Origin of the sequence: Streptomyces sp. NPDC017890 (assembly GCF_044328675.1) — a bacterium.
Classification (GTDB): domain Bacteria; phylum Actinomycetota; class Actinomycetes; order Streptomycetales; family Streptomycetaceae; genus Streptomyces.
Genome location: NZ_JBIRHU010000016.1, coordinates 13,979 through 29,822, shown reverse-complemented (window position 1 = coordinate 29,822; position 15,844 = coordinate 13,979). Strand labels below are relative to the sequence as shown.

16 protein-coding genes are annotated in these 15,844 nt (G+C 73.6%); 10 read left to right on the top strand and 6 right to left on the bottom strand.

Annotated elements, in window-relative coordinates; translation table 11 throughout:
• Positions 1–88: 88 nt before the first annotated feature.
• Both ACH4F2_RS21480 and ACH4F2_RS21475 read left to right on the top strand, forming a co-directional pair.
• Positions 89–823, top strand: a complete 735-nt coding sequence (locus tag ACH4F2_RS21480) for a response regulator transcription factor (RefSeq protein ID WP_398134304.1) — start codon at positions 89–91, stop codon at positions 821–823.
• On the top strand, positions 820–2,253 hold the full coding sequence (locus ACH4F2_RS21475; RefSeq protein WP_398134303.1) for a sensor histidine kinase: 1,434 nt from the start codon (positions 820–822) through the stop codon (positions 2,251–2,253). Before ACH4F2_RS21480 ends, ACH4F2_RS21475 begins: the two co-directional genes overlap by 4 nt.
• Before the next feature lies 1 nt (position 2,254).
• Here the strand turns inward: ACH4F2_RS21475 and msrB are convergent, their stop codons facing one another.
• From msrB to ACH4F2_RS21455, 4 genes are all read right to left on the bottom strand, one after another.
• Positions 2,255–2,662 (bottom strand): peptide-methionine (R)-S-oxide reductase MsrB, encoded by a 408-nt coding sequence (msrB, locus tag ACH4F2_RS21470; protein ID WP_398134302.1) that lies wholly within the window; start codon positions 2,660–2,662, stop codon positions 2,255–2,257.
• Positions 2,663–2,676: 14 nt separating this feature from the next.
• Complete coding sequence (gene murC / locus ACH4F2_RS21465; RefSeq protein WP_398134301.1) at positions 2,677–4,074, bottom strand: UDP-N-acetylmuramate--L-alanine ligase; 1,398 nt, start codon at positions 4,072–4,074, stop codon at positions 2,677–2,679.
• Between the two features lie 103 nt (positions 4,075–4,177).
• A complete protein-coding gene (locus tag ACH4F2_RS21460; protein WP_398134300.1) occupies positions 4,178–4,651 on the bottom strand; it encodes an indole-3-glycerol phosphate synthase in 474 nt (157 codons plus the stop codon).
• Positions 4,652–4,822: 171 nt separating this feature from the next.
• Positions 4,823–5,626 (bottom strand): pyrimidine reductase family protein, encoded by an 804-nt coding sequence (locus tag ACH4F2_RS21455; RefSeq protein ID WP_398134299.1) that lies wholly within the window; start codon positions 5,624–5,626, stop codon positions 4,823–4,825.
• A 354-nt stretch (positions 5,627–5,980) separates the two neighbouring features.
• On the opposite strand from ACH4F2_RS21455, the gene zapE reads away from it, so the two are divergent.
• From zapE to ACH4F2_RS21415, 8 genes are all read left to right on the top strand, one after another.
• Positions 5,981–7,060 (top strand): cell division protein ZapE, encoded by a 1,080-nt coding sequence (zapE, locus tag ACH4F2_RS21450; protein WP_398134463.1) that lies wholly within the window; start codon positions 5,981–5,983, stop codon positions 7,058–7,060.
• A gap of 185 nt (positions 7,061–7,245) precedes the next feature.
• The gene (locus ACH4F2_RS21445; protein ID WP_398134298.1) at positions 7,246–7,656 is read left to right on the top strand and encodes a hypothetical protein; all 411 of its coding nucleotides are present in this window, start codon (positions 7,246–7,248) and stop codon (positions 7,654–7,656) included.
• Positions 7,657–7,734: 78 nt separating this feature from the next.
• A complete protein-coding gene (locus tag ACH4F2_RS21440) occupies positions 7,735–8,316 on the top strand; it encodes a carbonic anhydrase (protein ID WP_398134297.1) in 582 nt (193 codons plus the stop codon).
• Between the two features lie 17 nt (positions 8,317–8,333).
• Positions 8,334–9,836: a SulP family inorganic anion transporter gene (locus ACH4F2_RS21435; protein WP_398134296.1), complete on the top strand. Its 1,503-nt coding sequence runs from the start codon at positions 8,334–8,336 to the stop codon at positions 9,834–9,836.
• Between the two features lie 289 nt (positions 9,837–10,125).
• Positions 10,126–11,517, top strand: a complete 1,392-nt coding sequence (locus ACH4F2_RS21430; protein WP_398134295.1) for a PhoX family protein — start codon at positions 10,126–10,128, stop codon at positions 11,515–11,517.
• A 73-nt stretch (positions 11,518–11,590) separates the two neighbouring features.
• Positions 11,591–13,126: an FAD-dependent oxidoreductase gene (locus ACH4F2_RS21425; RefSeq protein ID WP_398134294.1), complete on the top strand. Its 1,536-nt coding sequence runs from the start codon at positions 11,591–11,593 to the stop codon at positions 13,124–13,126.
• Between the two features lie 96 nt (positions 13,127–13,222).
• Positions 13,223–14,080 (top strand): polysaccharide deacetylase family protein, encoded by an 858-nt coding sequence (locus ACH4F2_RS21420; RefSeq protein WP_398134293.1) that lies wholly within the window; start codon positions 13,223–13,225, stop codon positions 14,078–14,080.
• Positions 14,081–14,098: 18 nt separating this feature from the next.
• Positions 14,099–14,296 carry a hypothetical protein gene (locus ACH4F2_RS21415; RefSeq protein ID WP_398134292.1) on the top strand — a complete coding sequence of 66 codons (198 nt, stop codon included), beginning with the start codon at positions 14,099–14,101 and terminating at the stop codon, positions 14,294–14,296.
• 21 nt (positions 14,297–14,317) lie between these two features.
• On the opposite strand, the gene ACH4F2_RS21410 is transcribed toward ACH4F2_RS21415, so the two are convergent.
• Positions 14,318–14,989, bottom strand: coding sequence for an ABC transporter (locus ACH4F2_RS21410; RefSeq protein WP_398134291.1), 672 nt, complete (start codon positions 14,987–14,989; stop codon positions 14,318–14,320).
• Entirely contained in the window at positions 14,986–15,840 is an 855-nt protein-coding gene (locus ACH4F2_RS21405; RefSeq protein ID WP_398134290.1) for an ATP-binding cassette domain-containing protein, read from the bottom strand. The genes ACH4F2_RS21410 and ACH4F2_RS21405 overlap by 4 nt, the downstream gene beginning before the upstream one ends.
• Positions 15,841–15,844: the final 4 nt, after the last annotated feature.

Sequence of the window (15,844 nt, the reverse complement as noted above, 5' to 3'; positions counted from 1 at the left end):
GGCACCGAGCTTCACCCGGCCGGCCTGTCGTTTTCCTGTCGGGCGACTTTCAAGAACTTATCGATCCCGGTACGGCGCTCTCCGCGGTATGGGGTGCGGGCGGCCGGTGGCGCAGTATGAGCGGGTGGAAAAAGTACGACTGCTCGTGGTGGACGACGACCCGCCCATCGCCGATCTCGTGGCCACCGTCGCCCGCTACGAGGGCTGGGAGGCGGTCACCGCCAACTCCGGCGAGCAGGCGCTGCGGCTGGCCGCCGGCTTCCGGCCGGACATCGTGGTGCTCGACCTGATGCTGCCGGACGTCGACGGCTTCGGCGTCCTGGACCGGCTGCGCCGCTCGGGCACGATGGTGCCGGTGGTGTTCCTCACCGCGCGCGACGGGGTCGCCGACCGGGTGGCGGGGCTGACCCGGGGCGGTGACGACTACCTGGTCAAGCCGTTCGCCGTGGAGGAGCTGATGGCCCGGCTGCGGACCGTGCTGCGGCGCAGCGCCGGGCCCGGTTACCAGCGGTCGGTGCTGCGGGTGGCGGACCTGACGATGGACGAGGACACCCGTGAGGTGCGCCGGGGCGAGCGGCGGGTGTCGCTGACGCCGACCGAGTACGAGGTGCTGCGCTATCTGATGCGCAAGTCGCCGACCGTGCTGACCAAGGCCCAGATCCTCGACCACGTCTGGGAGTACGGCTTCGGCGGCCGGTCCAACGTGGTGGAGCTGGTCGTCAGCCGGCTCCGCCGCAAGCTCGGCGACACGGACGACACCGCCGAGCCGCTGATCCGGACGGTGCGGGGCTTCGGGTACGTGATCCGGCAGGCGGCCCGGTGATACGGCGGTGGTGGCGCGCCTACCGCGGGCTGCGGCTCGGGACCCGGCTGGCGCTGGGCCTCGGGGTGCTGTCGCTGGTGGTGTTCGCCGTGGTCGGGACCGTGCTGACCGCGTACATGCGGGACTATCTGGAGCGGCAGCTCGCCGATCAGATGAAGCTGGTGCAGGTCGTGCAGTCCAAGGACGCGGCGGCGCACGGCACGGTCCGGCGCAAGCCGTACTACGGCTGGTACACCGCCGTGTACGACGTCTCCGACGGCTCGGCGGACCTGCGCACGCCCGCCGAGGTGCCGGCGGACAGCCGCGCCCTCACCGCCCTCGCGCAGACGATGGCCCGCTCGGACGAGGACCTCACCCGGACCGTGCGGATCGGCGGGCACGGCCCCTATCTGCTGCGGGCCTGCGAGGTCGAGCCCGGGGTGGTGCTGGTCAGCGCCGCGCCCATGGGGGACGTCGAGGACACCGTGGACCAGTTGATCACGGTGCAGGTCGTCGCCTTCGGACTCGCGCTGCTGGCGCTGGTCGTGTTCGGGCGGCGGATGCTGCGGCGCGGGCTGAGGCCGCTGAGCGAGATGGCGAGCACCGCGCACGGCATCGCCTCGCACAATCTGACCGGGTCGGCCGCCCGGCTGCCGCTGCGCGTGGACGGACGGGACGGCGGCCAGGAGGTGGCGGAGCTGCGGACCGCGTTCAACACGATGCTGGAGCACATCGACGACTCGCTGGCGGTGCGCGCCGAGGCCGAGCAGCGGCTGCGCCGGTTCGTCGCGGACGCCTCGCACGAGCTGCGCACCCCGCTGATGTCGGTGCGGGGCTACGCCGACCTGTTCCAGTACGCGGCGGCCAACGCGCCCGGGGAGCGGGAGCGGCATCTGGCCCGGCTGCGCGCCGAGGCGGCCCGGATGGGTGTCCTCCTGGACGACCTGCTGCTGCTCGCCCGGCTCGACGCGGCGGAGGTGGAGGCGCCGCTGCGGTGGGAGGACGCGGATCTGACGGAGCTGGTACGGCAGGCGGGCGACGCCTTCCGCGCCGGGCACCCGGAGCATCCGCTGACGGTGACGGCCGGGCCGGCGGTGGTGAAGCTGCGTCTGGACCCGCAGCGGATCCGGCAGGTGCTCGACAACCTGCTGACCAACGCCGCCGTGCACACCCCGCCGGGCACCGAGGTCTCGGTCGCCGTGTCCGTGACGGCCGACGCGGCCCGGGTCGCGGTCGCCGACACCGGGCCGGGTGTGCCGGCCGCCGACCGGGAGCGGATCTTCGACCGCTTCTACCGCGTCGACAAGGCCCGCAGCCGCGACCGCGGCGGCAGCGGGCTGGGCCTCGCCGTCGCCGGCTCGCTGGTGCGGGCGCACGGCGGCACGATCGAGCTGGGCGACGAACCGGGCGTGACGGTGTTCACCGTGACGCTCCCGGCCGCCGCCCGCTGACTCAGCTCTCCGTGGGCGCCAGCCGCAGCGCGATGCTGTTGATGCAGTACCGCTGGTCGGTCGGGGTCGGATACCCCTCGCCCTTGAACACGTGCCCGAGGTGCGACCCGCACCGGGCGCACCGCACCTCCGTGCGCACCATTCCGTGGGACCGGTCCTCGATCAGCTCGACCGCTTCGGTGTCCTTCGGGTCGAAGAAGGACGGCCAGCCGCAGTGCGACTCGAACTTGGTGGTGGAGGTGAACAGGTCGGCGCCGCAGGCGCGGCAGGAGTAGACGCCCTCGGTCTTGGTGTCCGTGTACTCACCGGTGAAGGCGGGTTCCGTCGCGGCCTGGCGCAGGACGGCGTACTCGGCCGGTGCCAGCTCCGCGCGCCACTGCTCGTCCGGCTTCTCGACGTCGTACGACATGAGTCCTCAGCCCCTTACTTCGCCTTGCTCGACAGCTCGTCCAGGATGCGCGGTCCGAGGTCGGTGACATCGCCCGCGCCCATGGTGAGAACGAGATCACCCGCCTTCGCCATTCCCGCGATCACCGCGGGGGCCTCCGCCTTGTCGTGCACCGGCGTGACGTCCGCGCCCGCCGCCCGGGCCGCCTCGATGATCAGGTCGCTGGTGATGCCCGGGATCGGGTCCTCGCGGGCCGGGTAGATGTCGAGGACGACCGACGCGTCCGCCAGGGACAGGGCCTGGCCCATCTCCTTGCCCAGCTCCTGCGTGCGCGAGAAGAGGTGCGGCTGGAACAGGACGAGGATGCGGGCGTCGCCGACCGCGGCGCGCATGGCCTCCAGGTCCGCCGTCATCTCGGTGGGGTGGTGCGCGTAGGAGTCGACGACCTGCACGCCGGCCGCCTCGCCCTTGAGCTGGAGGCGCCGCTTGACGCCGGTGTAGGCGGCCAGGGCGGGGGCCAGCTCGGCGGCGGGGATGCCGAGTGCCACGCCCGCGGCGAGGGCGGCGACCGCGTTGTGGGCGTAGTGGCGGCCGGGGACGGAGACCGCGAAGGTCAGCTCCGCGCCGTCCATCACCACGGTGACCTCGCTCTTCAGGCCCTGCGGGACGACCGACAGGATCCGTACGTCGGCGTCCTCGGACTCCCCGTACGTCACCGTCCGCACCGACCCGGCCAGCCGCCGCGTCAGCTCCCGGGCGCCGTCCTGGTCGGCGGCGACCACCAGGGTGCCGCCGGGGACGATCTTGCCGGCGAAGGTCTCGAAGGACTCGTAGATCTCGTCCATCGACGCGTAGTTGGCGTGGTGGTCGAGCTCGACGTTGAGGACGATGGCGACCTCGGGCGCGTACTTGTGGAAGCTGCGGTCGCTTTCGTCCGCCTCGGCGACGAAGATCTCGCCGTCGCCGTGCAGGGCGTTGGAGCCGGGCGCGTCCAGGTCGCCGCCGATCGCGTACGACGGGTCCAGGCCCAGCTCGGACAGGGAGACCGCCAGCATGGAGGTGGTGGTGGTCTTGCCGTGGGTGCCGGCGACCGCGATCGGGCGCACCCCGTTCATCAGGGCGGCGAGGGCGTCGGAGCGGTGCACGACCGGGATGCCGAGTTCGGCGGCGCGGGCCAGTTCCGGGTTGTCCTCGCGGATCGCCGACGACACGACCACGCAGCTCGCGTCCTCGGCGAGGTGCTCCGCCGCGTGCCCGATGTGCACGGTCGCGCCGAGTGCGCGCAGGGCGTCGGCGGTCGCGGACTCCCTGGCGTCGCTGCCCGCCACCACGGCGCCGCGCTGGGCGAGGATCTTGGCGATGCCCGACATTCCGGCGCCGCCGATGCCGATGAAGTGCGGTCGGTCCATGGCGGTAGGAAGGCCGGGTGCCATGCGCTGTTCTCCCCAGAGGTGCGACGGGTGTACGGGACCTGGTGTGTACCAGGAGGTGGTTCTGCCGGTGGGCGCGCCCCCGGCGCGGGAGCGCGGCCCCAGCCTATGCCTTGCTGTGGGAGAACAGTTTCAGGACCGGCACGCCGACCTTGTGCCGGGCCCGCGACGCCCAGTCCCGGTGGAAGAACTCCTCCACGTAGTGCGGATCGGTCAGGACGATCACCTCGTCGGCGCCGATCTCCAGGACCAGGGCCTTGAGCTCGTCCAGCGGGTGGTCCTCGATCAGGCGGCCCTCGGCCTCGGCACCGGACGCGCGCAGGGCGGTGAGGGACACTCCCAGTGCCCGCTGTCCGACGCTCTGCGCCTCCTCGCCCTCGGGCGTCTCCCCTTCCCGGACGGCGTCGTCGAGCTCGCCGAGCGCGACGTCGTCGATGGCCCGCAGCAGCCGGTCCGCCTGATCGCCTCGCGGCTGGAGCAGCACGTGGAAGGCGACCGGATCCTCGCCGTGCAAGGTGGTGACGAACTCCACGTCGGCGGACGTCAGGGCCTTCTCGATCATCAAAACGCTTGTGAACACCAGGCGCCCCTTCTCCTTCGAGGGCCCGTGGGCCCACCCTCCGTAGGCCGTACCAGGCCTTGAGGAAACCATCCTGCCCCGTGATCTCACAGGTGCTGCCGGATTCAGTGTGCCCGGCACGGATCGAGCGGAACGGGAGATGCCGTCGATTCCCCCGGTCACGCCATTCCCTCAGTCCCGCCGGTACCGGCTGAAGAGGAACCCCTCCTCCTCCAGCAGGGAGGCCAGGGCGAACCGCCGCGGCACCTCGACCGAGGGCCCGCCCGCGATCCGCTGCGCGTCACCCGCGGTGAGCATCGGCGAGACGGTCAGGCACAGCTCGTCGAGCACGCCGGCCGTGACGAACTGCCCCAGCAGCCGCGGACCGCCCTCGGTCAGCAGCCGGGTGTGGCCGAGCCCGACGAGCGCGTCGACGGCGCGGGCGGGGTCCACGCCGACGCCGTCGCCGGCGATCACCACGCGGGCGCCGGCCCGCTCGGCGGCCGCGATACGGTCCGGGGCCGCGGCCGCTCCGGTCAGGACCAGGGTCGGCACCGTGGGCGAGGTGAACAGCGGCAGGGAGAAGTCCAGCTCCAGGCTCGCGCTGACCACCGCGATCGCCGGCGCGGGGCTCTGCCCGGCCGCCCGCCGCAGCTCGGCGAAGTCCGCACGGGAGCGCGCCGGACGGTACCCCTCCTGGCGTACGGTCTCGGCACCGGCGATCACGACGTCCGCCAGGGAGCGCAGGGTGCCGAAGATACGCATGTCGGCCGCGCTGGAGATGGGCTGGGACCGGCCGTCGTGCTGGGCGGCCCCGTCGAGCGTGGAGACCATGTTCGCCCGCAGCCACGCCCCCGGCCGCCCGTCGGGCTCGGGGTAGGCGTAGGCGGCGGCCAGCTCGGCGAGGCTCCACTCCCGGTCGGCCCCGTCGGCACCCGGGCCGGCTGTCTGATCGGTCACAGGGGTCACTGGGGTCACGGGGAACAGGCGTCGCATGCGGTGCAGTGTTCCACGCCCCGGGAACCCGAACCGTCCCGCCGCACAGCCGTGGGCGGTCGTGCCTCCCCCAGTGCCTGAACGGCCTGGGAGGTACCCCCGGGCCGGCACGGTCGGGCACGGCGGCACCCCGGCAACGCCGGGCCGCGCACCCACCCCCGCCCCACAACGACGCCGGGCCACCGCAACTCGCCGGCCCTCCGCACACCGCCTGCCCACCACACCCACACCCCACACCCCACACCCCACACCCCGCACCCCGCACAGCGACAGGTGCTCCCCGTGCAGGCCTTACCATGGACCCCCGTGTCCTCCTCCCCCGCTCCCGGTTCCGCCTCCTCCGGTCGCTCCCCGATAGCCGGGACGGCGTCCGCGTCCGCCCCGCTGTCCCTGTGCGCCCGCGAGCCGCGCGTCCCCGCGGACCGCCTGGTCGCCGAGATGGTGCCCCCGCCCCGCTTCGACTCGGTCCGCTTCAGCACGTACATCCCGGACCCGAACCAGCCCAGCCAGAGCGAGGCCGTGCGGGTCCTGGAGGACTTCGCGACCGGGCTGGACGGGGCTCCCGCCGCCACCGGAAAGCGCGGCTTCTTCGGTCTCGGCCGGAGCAAGGCCCCGAAGCCCCCCGCCGGCCCACGCGGCGTCTACCTCGACGGCGGCTACGGCGTCGGCAAGACCCACCTGCTGGCCTCCCTGTGGCACGCGACCCCCGCCGAACCCTCGCGCAAGGCGTTCGGCACCTTCGTGGAGCTGACCAACCTGGTCGGCGCCCTCGGTTTCCAGCAGACCGTGCAGACCCTCTCCGGGCACCGCCTCCTGTGCATCGACGAGTTCGAACTCGACGACCCCGGCGACACCGTCCTCGTCTCCAGCCTGCTCGCCCGGCTCGTCGAGGCGGGCGTGGCGCTCGCCGCCACCTCCAACACGCTGCCGGGCAAGCTCGGCGAGGGCCGCTTCGCGGCGGCCGACTTCCTGCGCGAGATCCAGGGCCTGTCCGCGCACTTCCGCGCCCTGCGCATCGACGGCGAGGACTACCGCCACCGCGGCCTGCCGGAGGCACCGGCGCCGTACTCCGACGAGCAGGTGACCCGCGCGGCGCAGGCCACCGAGGGCGCCTCCCTGGACGGCTTCCCCGCGCTCCTCGACCATCTCGCCCGCGTCCACCCCAGCCGCTACGGCGCCCTGACCGACGGCGTCGCGGCCGTGTGCCTCACCGGTGTGCGCCCGGTGCCGGACCAGTCGACGGCGCTGCGCCTCGTGGTGCTCGCGGACCGGCTCTACGACCGGGAGGTTCCCGTCCTGGCCTCCGGGCTGCCCTTCGACCGGCTCTTCAGCGAGGAGATGCTGAACGGCGGGTACCGCAAGAAGTACTTCCGGGCGATCTCCCGGCTCACCGCGCTGGCCCGGGACGCGGCACGGCTGGTCGACACGCCCTGAGAACAGCCTGTTCCCGCCAACCCAGCGTGATTTTCAGGCTCTCTTCAGCTCGTAACGTTACGTTAACCCTGCAAAGCTCTTTGCAGGGTTAACGTGTTTCTTGACCACGCGTTGACCTCGCGTTGACCTTGCATTGACCACGTGCCGGCACACGCCACAGGCGTGAACTGCCTGGAGGGGAGCGCATGTTACGAGGCACGACGGCCCGGACCATGGTTCCGTTCCTCGCCGCCGTCCTGATCGCCCTGATGGTCGTCTCAGTCAGCGCGCCCAGCGCACCCTTCGCATCCGCGCACACAAGCCGCGATGCCGTGGCCAATGCCCATCCCGGAACCACCCTCTCCGGCACGGCACCGCACGACGAGACCGTCACCTGCCACAAGGCCGGCCGGTCCGGGGACCCGACCAGTTCCCCGCGCGTCCGCGACCGGCACCGCACCGCCACCGCGTCCCAGCCCGAGGCCCCCGAACGCCCGGTTCTGCGGCAGCGCGGCCCGGCGGTGCCCGAACCCGCCGTACCCGGCCGTGCCACCGGGCACCGGCCGAGATCCGCGCCGGACCACTCCCCGGCGGCCCTCCAGGTCTTCCGCTGCTGAGGGCCGGCAGTACATCCCCCACCTCTGTCCTGCCCATCCGACGCGCCCCCACCGCGCGCCAGGAGGAATCACCGCATCATGCAGCCCCTCATCGACAACGCCCGCACGTACGGACAGCGCCCTGAGGAGTTCGCCGGGCTCGCCGAAGGCCAGTCGCCCGAAGTCCTGTTCATCACCTGCTCCGACTCCCGGGTCGTACCGGCCCTGATCACGGGCGCCCGGCCCGGCCAGCTCTTCGAGTTGCGCACCGCCGGCAACATCGTCCCGCCCTACGGCGCCGAGCGTCCCTCCGGCGAGGCGGCCACCATCGAGTACGCCGTGGAGGTGCTCGGCGTCACCGACATCGTGGTCTGCGGCCACTCGCACTGCGGCGCCGTCGGCGCGCTGGTGCGCGGCGACGACCTGACCGCCGTACCCGCCGTGCGCGAGTGGCTGGCGCAGGCCGCGGACGAACCGAAGCCGTGCGACCCCGCCGACCCGACGGTCGCCGAGGCCGTGCACCACCACGTCCTGGCCCAGCTGCTGCGGCTGCGCTCCTACCCCTGCGTCGAGCGGCGGCTGACGGACGGCCGGCTGCGGATGCACGGCTGGTACTACGAGGTCCACACCGGGACCGTGCGCGCACACCACGCGGACACCGACACGTTCGAGACGCTGTGAGCGCCCCCGTGAACGGCATGGACGCCATACCCGAGAACCCCGAGAACCCCCGGAAGTTCCCCCACCTGCGGCAGGACTTCACCGCCTCGCTCGTCGTGTTCCTGGTCGCCCTCCCGCTGTGCGTGGGCGTCGCCGTCGCCTCCGGTGTGCCGGCCGAACTGGGCCTCGTCACCGGCATCGTGGGCGGGATCGTCACCGGCCTCCTGCCGGGCAGCAGCCTGCAGGTGTCCGGTCCGGCCGCCGGCCTGACGGTGCTGGTCTTCGGCGCGGTCGACGAGTACGGGCTGCCCGCGCTCGGCGTGATCGTGCTGGCCGCCGGCCTGATCCAGCTCGCGATGGGCGCCCTGAAGCTGGGGCGCTGGTTCCGGGCGATCTCCCTCTCGGTCGTCGAGGGCATGCTGGCCGGTATCGGCCTCGTGCTCATCGCCGGCCAGCTGTACTCGGCGGCCGGGCTGGCGGCGCCCGCCTCCGGCCTCGACAAGATCACCGGGCTGCCCGGGGCCGCCGCCGACGCGCTGGGCAGCACCGAGGCGCTCACCTCGCTCGCCCTCGGCGCCGGCACCATCGCGGTGATGGTGTCGTGGAAGCGGCTGCCGAAGCGGGCACGGGCCGTGCCGGGTGCGCTGGCCGCGGTCGCCCTGGCCACGGCGGTCACGGCGGCGTTCGGCCTGTCGGTCGCGACGGTCGAGGTGAACGGCCTGCTGGACTCGATCCAGCCGCCCGGCGCCGACGCCTTCGGCGAGCTGGCGAGCGTGGGCATCCTCGGCACGATCGTCGCCTTCACCCTGATCGCCTCGGCGGAGAGCCTGTTCAGCGCCGCCGCGGTGGACCGGCTGCACAACGGCCCGCGCACCGAGTACAACAAGGAGCTGATGGCGCAGGGCGCGGGCAACACGGTGTGCGGTCTGCTCGGCGCGCTGCCGATGACCGCGGTCATCGTGCGCAGCTCCGCCAACGTGAGCGCGGGCGCGCGGACCAAGGCGTCCCGGGTCATGCACGGCGTGTGGCTGCTGCTGTTCGCCGCGCTGCTGCCGTCCACGCTGGCGCTGATCCCGCTGCCCGCGCTGGCCGGCATCCTGCTCCACGCGGGCTGGAAGCTGATCCCGTTCCGCGGCATCGTGTCGCTGTGGCGCGGTCACCGGGGTGAGGCGCTGATCCTGGTGGTCACGGCCGTGTCGATCGTCGCGGTGAACATGTTCGAGGGCGTGCTGATCGGTCTGGCGCTGTCGGTGGCCAAGACCGCCTGGGAGGCCTCCCACCTCAAGCTGGAGGTCGTCGACAAGGGCTCCGGCCCCATCCAGGCGCACCTCACGGGCAACGCGACGTTCCTCCGGCTGCCGAAGATCCTGGAGAGCCTGGAGGCACTGCCGCAGGACCGCCCGGTCGAGCTGGACCTGTCCGGGCTGCACCACCTGGACCACGCCTGCCGCACCGCGCTGGAGAACTGGGCCGAGCGGCACAGCGCCACCGGCACGGACCCGGTGAAGGTCACCGAACCGGCGACGGCGGCGGCCGTGTAGTCCCACCGGTGCGGAGGGTCCGCCCGTGCGGACGATCCGCCGGTGACGGCGCCCGGTCCGGGGCACGGCCTCGGACCGGGCGTCCGGCATGTCGCCGCGGCAGCGGGGCGCGGGAGATGCCCGGGACGCCCGCTGCCCCGCAACTGCGTTCGTTACCGCGGTTCCTGGAGAAAGCCCTGCAACGCACGGTCGAGCAGTGACACGTTCTACGCGCGTGGTTCCCGGGACTCCGGTCAGATGATAGACACAGCGGGTCACAGTCCTGTCCGCCAGCAGGAAGGTCACTCCCATGTCCGCAACCCGACGCCAGGTGCTCGCCCGCACGGGGGCCCTGGGCGCAGGCATCGCCTTCACCGGCGCCCTCTCCGAACTCTTCGCCGGCACCGCCGCCGCGCAGCCCCCGGGCCGCACCGGCTACGGCCCCCTGGTCCCCGACCCCGACGGCCTGCTCGACCTGCCCAGAGGATTCCGCTACCGGGTCCTGTCCCGCGAGGGCGACGAGATGCGTTCCGGCGAGGGGCCGGTCCCCTCCAACCACGACGGCATGGCGGCCTTCGCCGCGCGTTCCCGGGACCGCCACGGGGGCCGCGACGGCGGCGTCCACCTCGTCCGCAACCACGAGAACCGCGCGAGCGGCAAGGTTCCCGTCCCCACGGTCGAGGGTCTGACGTACGACCCGGAGGGCAAGGGCGGCTGTACGGCGCTGACGCTGGACTCCCGCAACCACGTCCAGGGCGAGCGGGTCGCGATCGCCGGTACGGCGGTGAACTGCGCAGGCGGGCCCACCCCGTGGGACACATGGCTGACCTGCGAGGAGACCGAGGACAAGGCCGGCACCAACGGCTACACCAAGGACCACGGCTTCATCTTCGAGGTCGACCCGGCCGACCCGCACCGCACCGGCGCGGTGCCGCTGACCGCGATGGGCCGCTTCCAGCACGAGGCGGTCGCCGTGGACCCGCGGCGGGGCGTCGTGTACGAGACGGAGGACGCGTTCGAGCGGCCGTTCGGTCTCTTCTACCGGTTCCTGCCCGAGAAGCCGCTGGGCGGCACGGGCTCGCTGCGGGCGGGCGGCCGGCTCCAGGCGATGCGCGTACCGGGCGTACCCGACCTGTCCTCGATCCAGGACACGGGCGCCTGCTTCGACGGCGTCGAGTGGGTGGACGTGCCCGACCCGCTGGCCGCCGGGACGCCCATCCGGCACCAGGACTTCGGCCGGGGCGGCATCACGCACGCGCAGAAGCTGGAGGGCTGCTACTGGGGCGGGCGCAGCGTGTACTTCGTGTCGTCCTTCGCCCGCAGCGCGGAGGGGTCGGCGGGCGACCACTACGGTCAGATCTGGCGCTACGACCCGGAGCGGCGCCGGCTGACCCTGGTGATCGTCTTCGGCCCGGACACCGACGTGCGGCTCCCCGGCGAGTCCCCCGACAACATCTGCCTGGCCCCCAGCGGCGGCCTCATGGTCTGCGAGGACGGCAACGGCGCCCAGCACGTCTACGGCGTGACCAGGCGCGGCGAGGTGTACGCGATGGCCCGCGGCGCCCAGAACATCGGAACGCCGGACGAACCGGAGTGGGGTGAGTTCGCCGGGGTCACTTTCTCCCCCGACGGCGCCACGATGTACGTCAACTGCTACACGCCCGGGACGACGTTCGCGGTGACGGGCCCCTGGCGCGGGTAGCGGACGACACGCCCGGCAGCGGTGGCGCGCCGCCCGGTCACTGAAGCCGCGACTACGGGGTACCCGAGGCCGCATGACGGAGAATCCGCAGGTCAACGGCTCGTACTGGCTTCAGACCGCACCGGGCGGTACACCGCGCCCCGCCCTCGCGGAGGACCTCGACGTCGACGTCGCCGTGATCGGCGCCGGCGTCGCCGGTCTCAGCACCGCCTGGGAACTGGCACGGGCCGGGCGCAGTGTGGCGGTGCTGGAGGCCGGGCGGGTCGCCGCCGGCGTCACCGGCCACACCAGCGCCAAGCTGACCGCCCAGCACACACTGGTCTACGACAAGCTGCGCCGCACCCGCGGCCCCGAGGGCGCCCGCCTGTACGCCCGCTCGCAGTCCGAGGCGATCGAGCACGCCGCCGAGATCGTGGCCGAGCTGGGCATCGACTGCGATTGGGAGACCCGCAGCGCGTACACGTACGTCTGCGACGCGGGCCGCGTGGACGAGCTGCGGGCCGAGGCGGCCGCCGCGAAGGAGGCGGGGCTGCCGGCGTCGTTCGTGACCGAGACGGGGCTGCCGTTCCCGGTCGCGGGCGCGGTGAAGGTCACCGGCCAGGCCCAGTTCCATCCGCGCAAGTACCTGCTGGCCCTCGCCGGCGACCTGGAGGCGCACGGCGGGCGGATCTTCGAGAACACCACCGTCCACGGGCTGGACGAGGGCGAGCCGTGCCGCGTGTCGACCGAGGCCGGAGCGACGGTGACCGCCCGGGACGTCGTGGTCGCCACGCACTACCCGATCTTCGACCGGGCGCTGCTCTTCGCCCGCCTCTCCCCGCGCCGGGAGCTGGTCGTCGCCGGGAGCATCGAGGCGGACCGCGACGTCGACGGCATGTACATCACCCCGGACGAGAACACCCGCTCGGTCCGTACGGCGCCCCTGGACGGCACGGGCGAGGACGCGGGCCGCCGGCTGCTCGTCGTCACCGGGGAGCACTTCACGCCCGGCACGGGCGACACCCGGGAGCGCTTCGACCGCCTGTCCGCCTGGGCCGGCGAGCACTTCCCGGGCACCGACCTCACCTACGCCTGGGCCACTCAGGACATCGACCCCACGGACACCGTCCCGATGGTCGGCCCGCTGCACCCGGGCGCGCACCACACGTACGTCGCCACCGGCTTCGGCGGCTGGGGGCTGAGCGGCGGCATGATGGCGGGCCGGCTGCTCACCGCGCAGATCAACGGCGAGGAGTGCGCGTGGAGCGAGCTGTACGACCCGCGCAGGCTGCGCACGGCGGTGCGTGAGGCACCCACGTTCCTCAAGACGCAGGCCGAGGTCGCCCGCCACTTCGTCGGCGACCGGCTGCGGCCCGCGCCGCCGGTGGACGCCCTGCCGCCGGGCGAGGGTGCCGTCGTCCGGGCGGGCGGTGACCGGCTCGCGGTCTACCGGGACGAGGCGGGCGCGCTGCACGCCGTCTCACCGCGCTGCACCCACCTCGGCTGCCTGGTCAGCTTCAACGCGGCGGAACGCGCCTGGGAGTGCCCGTGCCACGGCTCCCGCTTCGGCACGGACGGCAAGGTGATCGAGGGCCCGGCGACGAAGCCGCTGGAGCAGCGGGACATCTGACCGTCGCCGAGCCGCGCTGATCCGGGAGGGTGATCCCTCGGGCACGTCGCCCCTCGCAGTCGTACATACAGAACAACAGACCCATACGTTCGTACGGTGATCACTCTCGTACGGCGCGCGGCCGTACTGTGCGCTCTGGGCACCACCCTCGCCGCCTGCGGTACCGCCGAGGCCCCGCCGGCCCCGCGCCCCGCACCGACCGCGCCCTCCACCGCCCCGTCCGAGCCGGCGTCATCCCGGCCTCCGACACTCGCCCCCGGGCCGGCGGGGCTGACGCCCGTCTTCGAGCACGGTCCGCGCGCGGACGGCAGGACGGTCGCCCTCACCTTCGACGCCGACATGACCGCCGACCAGGGGGCGCGGGCGGCGGCGGGCGAGCGGTTCGACAATCCGCGGCTGATCGCGACCCTGCGGGAACTGAAGGTGCCGGCCACGGTGTTCATGACCGGGCGGTGGGCCGAGGAGTACCCGGACGAGGCCGGGTCCATCGGCCGGGACCCGCTGTTCGAGATCGCGAACCACTCCTACAGCCACTACGCCTACACCGGCGACTGCTACGGCCTGCCGGCCGTGCCCGAGAAGCGGATGCGGTCGGACGTGGAGCGCGCCTACGCGGCGTTCGAGAGGGCCGGAGTGCGGAACGCGATGCCGTACTTCCGCTTCCCCGGCGGCTGTTACGACAGGGCGGCCCTCGACGAGCTGACCGCCACCGGTGTCACCGCCGTCCAGTGGGACGTGGTGAGCGGGGACGCGTTCGCGACGGACGCGGACGCGGTGGCCCGGCAGGTACTGGACGGGGTGCGGCCGGGGTCGGTCGTCGTCATGCACTGCACCCGCAGCGCCGCCCCGGTCACCGAGGAGGCGGTACGGACGATCGTGCCCGAGCTGCGCCGCCGGGGCTACCGCTTCGTGAAGGTCTCGGAGCTGATCGACGCCGCGAACGGCCGCGCCTGACGGGCCTACCCTGGAGGAATGAGCAGCGACGACGACCACGGTCCGAACGACTACTGTCTGATCGACGCGACCCGCCCGCCCAAGGCCGACGGCCCGCCGTACGCGGAGTGCGTGCTGTGCCGGGAGCCGACGGAGTATCCCGAGTCGTACAAGGGCATCACCTACTGCCCGGTGTGCGAGTGGCAGGAGGCCCAGCGCACGGCCTGCTCGGGCTGACCCGCCCGGTGTTCCACGGGCTCAGGCCGGTCTGCGCGAGCTGAGCGCACAGGCCGCGGCGGTCGCGGCCGCGGCGATGACGGCCGCCGCGGCCAGCGGGAGCAGCGGCAGCGGTACGTCGCCCGACCTCGATCCGGTGACCAGACCACTGACCGCCGCCCGCGCCGGGGACCCCGACGCCACCAGCGCGAGCAGGGCCGCGAGCAGCAGCGCCGGGACCGCGCGACCCGGCGAACGCAGCAGCGGCCAGGCGGTGAGCGCGCCCACGGCGGTGCCGAGCAGGGCGCACACCAGCGCGGCGAGCAGCCCGGCGCCGCCCGCCGGCAGCGGGGCCACGCGCGTGCCGTGGTCGGTGCTCACCGGGTCGCTGATCAGCGTGACCACCACGGTCGCGGCCGCACCCAGCACGACCGCGGCGGTGAACGCCACCAGCACGCACGCCAGATGGGCCCGCGCGGGGCCCCGCGCCGCCGACACGCACCCCCGGGCGGCGGGCGGCTCGCCGGTGACGCAGATCCGCACCAGCCAGGCGGCGACGGGCAGCAGCACGGCCGCCGCCCAGCCCAGCGAGTCGAGGACCGGCTGCCCGCCCTGTACCCCGATACCGAGGGCGGCGGCGTAGAGGACGACGGGCGCGAGCCAGCGCTGGGAGCGCAGCAGCAGGGCGGCCTGGTAGCGGAGCAGGGCGGTCATCGCGGGCCTTCCTGGGTGCGCACGCTCACCACGTGCCACGGGGGCCGCGCGCTCAGGAGCGTGCGCAGCAGGACGTCGGAGTGTGAGGCGGGGACGGTGAGCGCGTAGGAACCGGGGCGGGTCTCCTCGGCGGAGGCGGCGATCCGCACCGCGTCGGCGGGCAGGCCACCGCCGGGCGTCCCCCGCACCCGGACGGCGACCAGCGGACCGGCCGGGACGTCGGGGTGTCCGGTACGGCGGTGCAGGGTGCCGTCACGCACGGTGTACGTGGCGTCGGGTGCGTCGGCCAGGCGGCGCGGGTCGTGGTCGACGAAGACGACGGCGCCTCCCGCGGCCGTCCGTTCGGCGACCGCCCGCTCCAACTCGCCCCGGGCGTCGGCGTCGAGTCCGGTCCAGGCCTCGTCGAGCACGAGCAGTCCCGGTTCGGCGAGCAGGGCCTGCGCCACGGCCACCTTCTGGCTGCTGCCCTTGGACAGCCGGGCCAGCGGCGTGGCGGCGTACCCGGCGGCCCCCAGCCGTTCCAGCCACTGCCCGGCCGCGCGGGCCGCCGCCCGGCGGGACAGCCCGTGCACGGTGCCGAGGTGGGTGAGGTAGGCGGCGGCGGTGAAGGGCAGGGCGGGCGGGAAGCGCTCGGGGACGTACGCCGTGCGCGGCCGGCCGGTGACCCGCCCCTCGGTGGCGGCGTCGATCCCGGCGAGCAGGCGCAGCAGGGTCGACTTGCCGGTGCCGTTGGTGCCCTCGACGCGGACGAGGGTGCCGGGCGCCACGTTCAGATCGACGCCGCGCAGGACCCAGGGGCCGCGCGGACCGTACCGACGGCCGACGCCGTCCAGCCGTAACTCACGTCGCATGGGG

What these genes read in the sequence shown, in the direction of transcription:
- ACH4F2_RS21480 (WP_398134304.1), top strand. Translation starts at nt 89, where the DNA reads ATGGGGTGCGGGCGGCCGGTGGCGCAGTATGAGCGGGTGGAAAAAGTA.
- msrB (WP_398134302.1), bottom strand. Translation starts at nt 2,662, where the DNA reads ATGTCGTACGACGTCGAGAAGCCGGACGAGCAGTGGCGCGCGGAGCTG.
- murC (WP_398134301.1), bottom strand. Translation starts at nt 4,074, where the DNA reads ATGGCACCCGGCCTTCCTACCGCCATGGACCGACCGCACTTCATCGGC.
- ACH4F2_RS21455 (WP_398134299.1), bottom strand. Translation starts at nt 5,626, where the DNA reads ATGCGACGCCTGTTCCCCGTGACCCCAGTGACCCCTGTGACCGATCAG.
- ACH4F2_RS21445 (WP_398134298.1), top strand. Translation starts at nt 7,246, where the DNA reads ATGTTACGAGGCACGACGGCCCGGACCATGGTTCCGTTCCTCGCCGCC.
- ACH4F2_RS21440 (WP_398134297.1), top strand. Translation starts at nt 7,735, where the DNA reads ATGCAGCCCCTCATCGACAACGCCCGCACGTACGGACAGCGCCCTGAG.
- ACH4F2_RS21435 (WP_398134296.1), top strand. Translation starts at nt 8,334, where the DNA reads ATGGACGCCATACCCGAGAACCCCGAGAACCCCCGGAAGTTCCCCCAC.
- ACH4F2_RS21430 (WP_398134295.1), top strand. Translation starts at nt 10,126, where the DNA reads ATGTCCGCAACCCGACGCCAGGTGCTCGCCCGCACGGGGGCCCTGGGC.
- ACH4F2_RS21425 (WP_398134294.1), top strand. Translation starts at nt 11,591, where the DNA reads ATGACGGAGAATCCGCAGGTCAACGGCTCGTACTGGCTTCAGACCGCA.
- ACH4F2_RS21415 (WP_398134292.1), top strand. Translation starts at nt 14,099, where the DNA reads ATGAGCAGCGACGACGACCACGGTCCGAACGACTACTGTCTGATCGAC.
- ACH4F2_RS21410 (WP_398134291.1), bottom strand. Translation starts at nt 14,989, where the DNA reads ATGACCGCCCTGCTCCGCTACCAGGCCGCCCTGCTGCTGCGCTCCCAG.
- ACH4F2_RS21405 (WP_398134290.1), bottom strand. Translation starts at nt 15,840, where the DNA reads ATGCGACGTGAGTTACGGCTGGACGGCGTCGGCCGTCGGTACGGTCCG.